The 9,232-nt window shown below is 48.7% G+C and carries 7 protein-coding genes; 4 read left to right on the top strand and 3 right to left on the bottom strand.

What is annotated here, in order from left to right; genetic code table 11:
- The 3 genes from VN105_RS08240 to VN105_RS08230 all read right to left on the bottom strand — a co-directional run.
- A partial coding sequence (locus tag VN105_RS08240; protein WP_325639739.1) for a hypothetical protein occupies positions 1-642 on the bottom strand: 642 nt, incomplete at its 3' end.
- A gap of 139 nt (positions 643-781) precedes the next feature.
- Positions 782-2,095, bottom strand: a complete 1,314-nt coding sequence (locus VN105_RS08235; protein ID WP_325639737.1) for a M28 family metallopeptidase — start codon at positions 2,093-2,095, stop codon at positions 782-784.
- An 8-nt stretch (positions 2,096-2,103) separates the two neighbouring features.
- Positions 2,104-4,512, bottom strand: a complete 2,409-nt coding sequence (locus VN105_RS08230; RefSeq protein ID WP_325639735.1) for a TlpA disulfide reductase family protein — start codon at positions 4,510-4,512, stop codon at positions 2,104-2,106.
- Between the two features lie 105 nt (positions 4,513-4,617).
- Here VN105_RS08230 and ruvB point away from each other — a divergent pair, with 105 nt between their 5' ends.
- The 4 genes from ruvB (at position 4,618) to VN105_RS08210 (ending at position 8,658) form a co-directional block, all read left to right on the top strand.
- Positions 4,618-5,646, top strand: a complete 1,029-nt coding sequence (ruvB, locus tag VN105_RS08225) for a Holliday junction branch migration DNA helicase RuvB (protein WP_325639733.1) — start codon at positions 4,618-4,620, stop codon at positions 5,644-5,646.
- Positions 5,647-5,877: 231 nt separating this feature from the next.
- Positions 5,878-6,732 (top strand): (Fe-S)-binding protein, encoded by an 855-nt coding sequence (locus tag VN105_RS08220; protein WP_325639731.1) that lies wholly within the window; start codon positions 5,878-5,880, stop codon positions 6,730-6,732.
- The gene (locus VN105_RS08215) at positions 6,713-8,089 is read left to right on the top strand and encodes a lactate utilization protein B (RefSeq protein WP_325639729.1); all 1,377 of its coding nucleotides are present in this window, start codon (positions 6,713-6,715) and stop codon (positions 8,087-8,089) included. The genes VN105_RS08220 and VN105_RS08215 overlap by 20 nt, the downstream gene beginning before the upstream one ends.
- Positions 8,086-8,658 carry a LutC/YkgG family protein gene (locus tag VN105_RS08210; protein ID WP_325639727.1) on the top strand — a complete coding sequence of 191 codons (573 nt, stop codon included), beginning with the start codon at positions 8,086-8,088 and terminating at the stop codon, positions 8,656-8,658. The genes VN105_RS08215 and VN105_RS08210 overlap by 4 nt, the downstream gene beginning before the upstream one ends.
- The last annotated feature ends 574 nt before the right edge of the window (positions 8,659-9,232 follow it).

Below are 9,232 nucleotides of genomic sequence, written 5' to 3'. Positions count from 1 at the left end.
GTCGCCGATCTGAAGTTTGGTGAGAATGAGGTCCATAGAAATTTTGAGAGAACCTTTCCAATCGATCTTGGTATCAGTTACTACAACATCTTTTCCTTTGGCCTGCAATTCAATCTGACCGGAGAGCAGGATTTCTACCGGGATTTTTTTGCTGTCCCAGGTAATAAACCCTTTCAGTCTTACAGCGGGATCTTTCTTATCTCCTTCTACTCTTGCATACACTCTTACCTGTTGGTAAGTACCCTGGGGAATTTTAATAGCTCCCAATATAGCGGGTACCTGTTTAAGGTCAATCTGCCTGTCTGTTTTCAATTTAAATTCCACTTCATCCTTACCGCGTTTAGCGTCGAAGCGGATTTCTCTTAAGCGAGCGGTGGCGGTATCCCAGGTGATGTCGAAACCACCAGCCGCTGCTTTAGCCATAGATGCATCTCCGGTGATCGCTGATAAGCGTCCGGATGCATCCGGTGATAACGTAGCTGTTGGATTGATGGCTGAGATCTCGTAGTTCACGCTGGCAGCGTCTGCGTTGTCAATTGGTTGATTAGTATCCGGTTTAGCCATGTCCGTATTGGAGCACGACGATAACAGGATACTGGCAATGCCTATAGCACCGCAAAAGTGTAGGAGTCCGGTTTTCATATCGATATGGTTTTAATGACTATGGGGAAAAATTCGTGGACTAAATTTAACAAAGAATTTGGAGAAAAAAAATCAGTTCACTGTTAAATAATAAAGAATGATCCGGCTGAGCTTCGCCCAACCAGATCAATATATGATGCTATTTCTTTAGCAGTTCCTTTTCTATTCGTGTAGGCGTATCCGTTCCATTTACGATAGAGCCCGCACTGATGGCGATTGCCTTAATGATATCAGTAATATTTTTTATGTCCAATGTAGCCAGTTCGTCTTTTACAGTGTGATAATAAGTGTCTTTATCAATCTGCGTGGTGGAAATGGTGTGAGCCGGTACCCCCTGCCTGGCTAGGGTAGCATTATCTGACCGGTAAAACAGGTTTTGTTCAGGGTAAGGATCCGGATGGAAGCTGAAGGTGGATCCTTTAAGGTTGCGTTGCAGGATGGGACCGAAATCGGACCGTTCAAACCCCGTAATAAATGCGCTGTTCTTACCGAATTTGGATTCCTTACCAATCATCTCAATATTAAACATGGCGGTTACCTTTTCCGGATCCTGGTGTTCGGAGAAATAGCGGGAGCCATGTCCGCCGGATTCTTCTGCGGTAAAGGCTACGAAGATCACTGAACGCGCCGGCGGGTGCTTGCTGAAATACTTCGACAGCATGATCACAGCGGTAGTACCGGAGGCATCATCATCTGCGCCGTTGGCGATGCTGTCGCCGGCCTCTGAGGGTAATATACCCAGGTGATCATAGTGACCGGAGAAGATCACGAACTCATCCGGTTTTGTTTTTCCCCTGATCATGCCAGCCACATTGGCAAAATGCTGCGCCGTAATTTCCCTGCGGATATGAATACTCCAGGTGGCGGTATCGGGCACATCTTTGGAGGCGAATACGAGTATAACCTGCTTTCCTGCCAGGGGCACCGCTTCCAGTTCTTCTTTCGTATCATAGCTATGTTCTGAAAAAGAAGCGGTGATCCCGCTGAGGTATCCATTCATGGGGGCTCCTACCCAAACGAGTGTGTTTTTCTCCACCGATGCGGGGTTACGCAGTATTTTCATCAGTTCACCGGGGTCGTTGGCATGAACAACATCGTAAGTGCTGTCTTTTTCCCAGTCGAAGCTACTGCCCGTGCCCACGGGAACAACAGGCCAATTTTTCGCCTCCCCGTTAACGGTAAGGGATACACTGGTTGTTTTCAAACTGAACTTGCTGAATTGCTGCAGGAAGCTTTTTTCGCTGGAAAGCGGCTGGAGCCCGGCTTTATCAAATTCGCCGCTGATAAACTGTGCGGCCTTTTCAATACCGGGTGTGCCGGGGAAACGGCCCTGCATATCGTCTGCAGCCAGGGTGCTGATAATGCGCGCTACTTCTTTTTCCTTAATATCCTGTGCAAAGCCGGTAACAGAAAGGCTGCCGGCAGCCAATAATAATAACAGTGATTTCTTCATATAAGCGGTTAGTCCTTTTTCTTGTTGTCTATTTTGAGGGGTGGTTGCTGCCCCTTTTCATTTGAAAAATAAGTATTACTATATGTTTGCAGGATGGCAGCATAGTCTGCTCCAAATTGCAAGTCTAGCATTTTCCCGTCAGGTGAAACTAACACTTTCGTAGGATAACCTCTTATTTTATATAATTTTTCTATCTCTGTATCAGAGTGGGCTGCGGGAAAAATGTACTTATTGGCGGTTATAAAATCGCGGGCGGTTTCCAGCAGCTCATGGCAGGAAATGGCCAGGACAGCGTTTTGCGGGTGTTTCCCTTCATTTATTTCTACTGCCAGTTTATTGAGATGGGGCAGGTCTTCCCTGCAGGGTGCGCACCAGGTGCCCCAGAAGTCGAGCAACAGCCATTTTCCCCGGTAATCTGTGAGGTGGATGTCTTCATTATTCATGCCTTTCAGGGTAAAATCCGGCGCATCTTCCCAATCTTTCAGCAATACGTCCCGGAAGTAATCATTAAACGACTTCCCCGGAAAGTGTGCGTTGAAAAAAGCCCGTGTGCTATCCAGCATATCCGGCTGAACGGCCAGCTGCCGCGATAGCACCTTCATGGCTTCTTCCGGCTGGCCCAAATCTTCCAGCTCTTTGGCGAAGCGGGTGCTGTAGCTTTCTTCAGCATGAAGGAATTCCCGGTCGTAGAAACTTTCATATACTTTGTCGGCATTGACTCTGGGCGAAGTTGCCGCCGCCATTGACAGGTAGCTCAGCGCTGCTTTTTTATCATTTGGTTTTGCAGTTTCGTATTTAAGATAATAAGCGTGTGACAGCAGGTATTTATTCGCCGCTTTTTTTTCTTTCAGTTCGGGATGCGCCGTCCAGAAAGCAGTATCGGCCTGGTTCACTTTAAGATCGTTCAATGCCTTATCCAGCAAGGCATCTGCAACTACCGGCATATTGGCCTTCCGGAGTATGTCCTGTACCAGCAATTCATACCTGGCGGCTTTACCTAATGTCATTTCTGCTGCACCGGGGTTGCCAAAGTTCGCTGCAACACTTTTTAATATAGCCGTATCCGTTGTATGCATGGCCTTGTTCCACAACGACATGGGCCTGACAGATGCCTGTAAAACACTGTCCTTTTCCGCCAGCAGCCGGTTCAGCAGCAGCTGTGCGCCTGTCGGCGCTTTCCTGCTTTCTTCAAATATTTCTGCAATACGCGCTTCGGAAACTCCCCTGCTCCTGAATTCCCTTCCTGCATCTGCTGTATCAAAGTCGCGTTGTGGCAGGTATTGGGCGAAAGACTGATCCAGCCAGGAATTGAGCGACTGCTGATTGACGGATAACAGTTTGATCAACACCATTGCGCTATCCACATTTCTGTAGTATTCATTTTGCAATTTGTTAAACAGATGCGAGTACGACCCTTCCAGTGCTGCTGCAGGCACATCTTTCAGGGCATTCCGGTATTGCTCGTACATGTATTCAGAACCATATCCAAAAATGTCCAGTTTCGCCAGTTTAAATGCCGGCCGGTCGCCATATTCAGGTGCATTTTCCGCCAGGAATTGCATCACCTTTGCGGAATCGGGTGTTCTATTCACTTTCAGCCAGTTGCTGGAATTGCTCATGCGTACCAGTGTATTAAACCAGGCGGTATCGGCGGGTAAAGGTTTTACGGCGGAAGGCCTCACAGTCACGTCTTTTACAGCTACGATAATACCATCCTGCCTTACCTGCCGGCTTTGCAGTTCCAGTGCCTGTACATTGCCTTTATTACGGAACAGGCTATACGAAAAAGTACCCGCTACCCGTATGCTGTCTTTGCTTTCTTCCGGTAAACCGCTAACTGTTACCAGTTCTTTGCCGGCCCCGGTGATGCGGAAATTCCAGGGGTGTTCACTCCATTCTTCGTTTACAGCAAGCCGGGCTGGTTTGCGGGGAAAAAAACACTTCAGTTCAGAGTGCATGAACGGCCAGGTATAAATCAGCGTTCCTTTCATGTTATCCATCAGTGCCACGGAAGCCGCTGCAGCTTCGGCATTGGCCGCAGCATTAACAGGTGCACCAATACTGTCGTTGGGAAATATTTTAAATACCAGTGGCCGGTGTAGTAATAGCATGGATTCAAGCATACGCCAGTCGCCGGTATACTCATCAGGCTTTTCCGAATTAAAATCGAGCCCGGGCCTTTGTACTGCCACACTTTCCAGTTCATAGGCTGCGGTAGCGCTACCATCGGGTTCCGTGGCAGTAATAGTAAGCCTCACGGTTTTGGTTGTATGTATCACGTGGCCACCGGGCAAGCTGTCCCTTGTGGTCATCTGGTATCGCCAGGAATCATTCTTTTTAAATCCTGACTGGGCGAAGGTGGTAAGGGAGCCGCCTCCCAGGGTTAGGTAAACAAGGAGCAACAGGTACTTTTGCATATAGGGGCACGTGGTTTTAGATATTTAAATTACGCATATAAAAACGAACCAGCAATAGCTGCCTGCTACCTTTGAATATTTGTGTATTTTTGGGCATATACAATTATGTCCAATCAGCCTTTAAGACCAGAAGAGAGTAAGCTCAGCGCAGCTGACAAAGAGTTCGAAAATAGTATACGCCCACGGGAGATCATCGATTTTTCCGGCCAGGACCAAATTATCGAGAACCTGAAGATATTTATTAAAGCGGCAAAAATGCGTGGGGAAGCGCTTGACCATGTGTTGTTCCACGGCCCTCCGGGCCTGGGTAAAACCACCTTGTCACGCATTGTAGCCAATGAACTGGGCGTAAATATCCGTGAAACGTCGGGGCCGGTGATTGAGAAGCCCGGCGACCTGGCCGGCCTGCTAACCAACCTGGAAGACAAGGATGTACTGTTTATTGATGAAATTCACCGGTTAAGTACTGTGGTGGAGGAATACCTGTATTCCGCCATGGAGGATTACCGTATTGATATTATGATTGATACGGGTCCGAGTGCCCGCGCCATACAGATCAACCTGCTGCCTTTTACGCTGATAGGAGCTACTACCCGGTCAGGGTTGCTTACCGCGCCTTTGTTATCGCGATTTGGGATCAAATCGAGGCTGGAGTATTACAACGCCGCCACCCTGCAAAAGATCCTGTGGCGGGCTGCGGGATTACTGAATACAAAGATCACCTCGGATGCGGCGGGTGAAATAGCGCGCCGTTCACGTGGTACCCCCCGCATTGCCAATGGATTGCTGCGCCGGGTACGTGATTTCGCCCAGGTGGTAGGCAATGGCGTGATTGATATGGAAATAGCCCTCCTGAGCCTGAAAGCGCTGAATGTGGATGAATATGGCCTGGACGAAATGGATAACCGTATCCTCAATACTATCATTGAAAACTTCAAGGGAGGCCCCGTAGGCATCACTACCATTGCTACTGCTGTAGGGGAAGAAGCAGGCACCCTGGAAGAAGTGTATGAGCCGTTCCTGATCCAGGAAGGGTTCATTAAACGTACCCCGCGGGGAAGGGAAGTAACGGAGAAGGCATATATCCACCTGGGCAAAACCTCTTTCAGGGGCGGGTCCAGTTTATTGTTCTAATGCGGATGTTGTCTGACTCAGGATTTTGATGATTTCGCTGATTACACTGATTTTTTTAATAGTAAAGGGAGATAAAAAGCGAATATATCCGCTTATATCTCCCTTTAGTTTTTATAACTCAAAAAAATAAAATCAGCGAAATCATCAAAATCCTGAGTCAGACAACCTCCGCGCGCGCATAGCAGGACAGACCGGGTTGCCAACCTCCATACACTATATTAATTTGTAGCAGTGAAAATTAAGCCAGTAACCGGTAAAAAAGAGGGAGGATTACTGTCGTATTGCCTGCTAAATTTGCAGGTCAGCAATGATCATTTAAATACTTTACCCGTGAAAGTAGGATTATTTATACCATGTTATATCGACCAGTTCTACCCGCAGGTAGGCATTGCCAGCCTGCAGCTGTTGGAGAAACTGGGCTGTGAAGTGGAATACCCGCAGGGGCAAACCTGTTGTGGCCAGCCAATGGCCAACTCAGGATACGAGCATCTTACGCATCAGTGCAATAGCCTGTTCATTAAGAATTTTGCTGACTACGATTATATTGTAGGGCCCTCCGGCAGTTGCGTGTTGCATATCAAAGATCATTTGCACGATCCCGCAGCTGAAACAGCTGCCACACATATCCGGGAACGGATATACGAACTTACCGAATTTCTTACGGATGTACTCAAAGTACAAAATCTGCCGGCACGTTTCCCGTGTAAAGTAGGGCTGCACCAAAGTTGCCATGGACAGCGGGGGCTTGCCCTGGCGCAGATGAGCGAACTGGTGGCGGCGCCTTTCTCCAAACCGGAAAAGCTGTTGCGCATGGTAGAAGGGGTGGAGCTGGTACCGCTGGACAGGCAGGACGAATGTTGCGGATTTGGCGGCACCTTCTGCGTTACGGAGGAAGCCGTGTCAGTAAAAATGGGTAAAGATCGTGTAGCCGATCACGTTAAACATGGCGCAGAGGTGATCACCGGAACAGATGTGAGTTGCCTCATGCACATGGAAGGCATTTTACGCCGGCGGCATGCCGGGGTGAAAGTAATGCATATTGCAGAAATCCTCAATCAGAATATCCATGAACAGGCAAACAGCTGATCACGCCACGCTGGCAGACAGGTTCAATGAAAATGAGCCCCGGGTCAACTGGCATGACCAAACCCTCTGGTGGGTACGTGCCAAACGGGATAAAATGGCCTGGAGTATTCCCGAATGGGAACAGCTGCGGGAAACCGCTTCTGCCATCAAACTAAATGCCCTGGGCAACCTGCATGATTATCTCGTTCAGTTTGAACAGCAGGCCACACAGAACGGCGCTACGGTACACTGGGCGGCGGACGCGGCGGAGCATAACCGGATCGTAACAGGTATACTGCAACAGCATGGCATACGCCACCTCGTGAAAAGTAAGTCCATGCTCACGGAAGAGTGCCATCTCAACCCGCACCTGGAAGCCAATGGCATCGAAGTAATTGATACCGACCTGGGGGAACGGATTGTACAGCTCGCCAAAGAGCCGCCCAGTCATATTGTACTGCCCTGTATCCATAAAAAGAAAGAGGAAATAGGAGAGTTGTTCCATGAACACCTGGGAACTCCCGCAGGTAATGCAGATCCGCAGTTCCTTACCGCTGCCGCGCGGCAACACCTCAGGAAAGAGTTCCTGCAGGCCAAAGCGGCCATTACGGGGGTGAATTTTGCGGTAGCGGAAACCGGTGAAATGGTAGTATGCACCAATGAAGGAAACGCTGATATGGGCGCACACCTGGCAGATATACATATTGCCTGCATGGGTATCGAGAAAATAATCCCTCAGCGGAAACACCTGGGCGTGTTCCTGCGCCTGCTGGCGCGTAGCGCCACCGGTCAGCCTATTACTACCTATTCCAGCCATTTCCGGCAGCCACGGCCCGGTCAGGAACTGCATATAGTACTGGTAGATAACGGCCGGTCCAGGCAGCTGGGCCGGGAAGACTTCCGCAATTCCCTGAAGTGTATCCGTTGCGGCGCCTGTATGAACACCTGCCCGGTATACCGCCGCAGTGGCGGGCATAGCTATCATACGGCCGTAGCCGGACCTATTGGCGCTATCCTGGCGCCCAACCTCGATATGAAGGACTATGCCGATCTGCCCTTTGCATCCACGCTTTGTGGCTCCTGCTCCAATGTATGCCCGGTGAAAATTGATATCCACCAGCAGCTTTATAAGTGGCGGCAGGTGTTGGTAAAAGAGGGGCATACCACAGCCTCAAAAACAGCGGGCATGAAAATGATGAGCGGGGTATTATCTGCTCCACGCACCTACCGCACTGCCGGCAAAATGGGGCGTTGGGTGATGCGGGCTTTCCCCGGCATGGTGAACAACCGTTTTAACCCCTGGTATAAACAAAGGGAAATGCCTGCTCCACCGGCACAGTCGTTTTCCCAATGGTATGAAAAAAATAAGCCATCATGAGCAGCAGGGAACAGATCTTAGCCGCTGTTAAACAGCATCAACCGGAGGCATCCGTATTGCCATCCCTGGAAGGGTTACCGGGTACTATGCCCGGTACCCTGGAAGCCTATCGCAAGGTGTTGGAAGGATTGGGCGGCAGCTTATTCGAAATAAAGAATGAAGAGGAAATACCCGCTTTACTGGCGGAGCACTATCCGCATCTGCAGCGGATCATTACCGCAGGAGGTAGCGAACGGGCATGGATAAACGAAGATCCGCACCTGCTGGAAAATGTAGACATGGCGGTTGTGCCCGGTCAGTGGGGGATAGCTGAAAACGGCGCTATTTGGCTTACTGAGCAGGATGTACAGGTGAGGGTATTACCTTTTATCTGTCAGCATCTGGCCATTGTGCTTCCTAAAAGCAGGCTCCTGCCTACCATGCATGATGCCTATGAAAAAATAGGCGCCCCGCAAAACGGTTTCGGAGTATTCATTGCAGGACCCTCTAAAACGGCGGATATAGAACAATCACTGGTGCTGGGCGCCCATGGCGCAAAGAGCCTGGTAGTATTTATTACAGAAGCATAATATCTTTTACGTATACGCTATTACGTTAGTTACCCAAAAACGGCCTTACCGGTTTACCGGTGAGGCCGTTTTTGGGCAGGGGCCAGAACGGACATTTTGTAAGTATATTTTAGTTATTTTTTAATAATTGATACAGTTTAATAAATACTTCATTAACTTCGGGCCGGGAAATTAAACGGTGCCCCGAGATTGGTATGGTGTTTGTTCAATTGCGTGCGTTGCAAAGAATCGATAGCGCAGTGATTTTTTAACCATATTATTATATAGCCATATTAGCAGCTGCGTTAACAAGAAAATTAGAAAGACCATGTATCATCTATTCAAAACTTTAGAGCAACGACACAATAAGGCGTTGCAGCAAACGATCGGGGTGCATCACCACCAATGTCGCATCACAGGAAATTTTTCTTTAATAACAGGTAAAATGGACAGCTTGATTGGCTGATCCGCAGTTTTCGTTTATCCGGTGGAGTTATTGTTATACTGTGTCTGCTGATCGGTGTTTAAAAAACAAACCACAGGATAAGGGTTTTTATTATCGCTTTTGTTGAAGTGGTCCGGAAACGCTTTGTAT

The organism is Chitinophaga sp. (genome assembly GCF_035564935.1).
In the GTDB taxonomy this organism is placed as follows: domain Bacteria; phylum Bacteroidota; class Bacteroidia; order Chitinophagales; family Chitinophagaceae; genus Chitinophaga.
The sequence above is the reverse complement of the archived record's forward strand: the minus strand, read 5'-3'. Positions and strand labels throughout refer to the sequence as shown.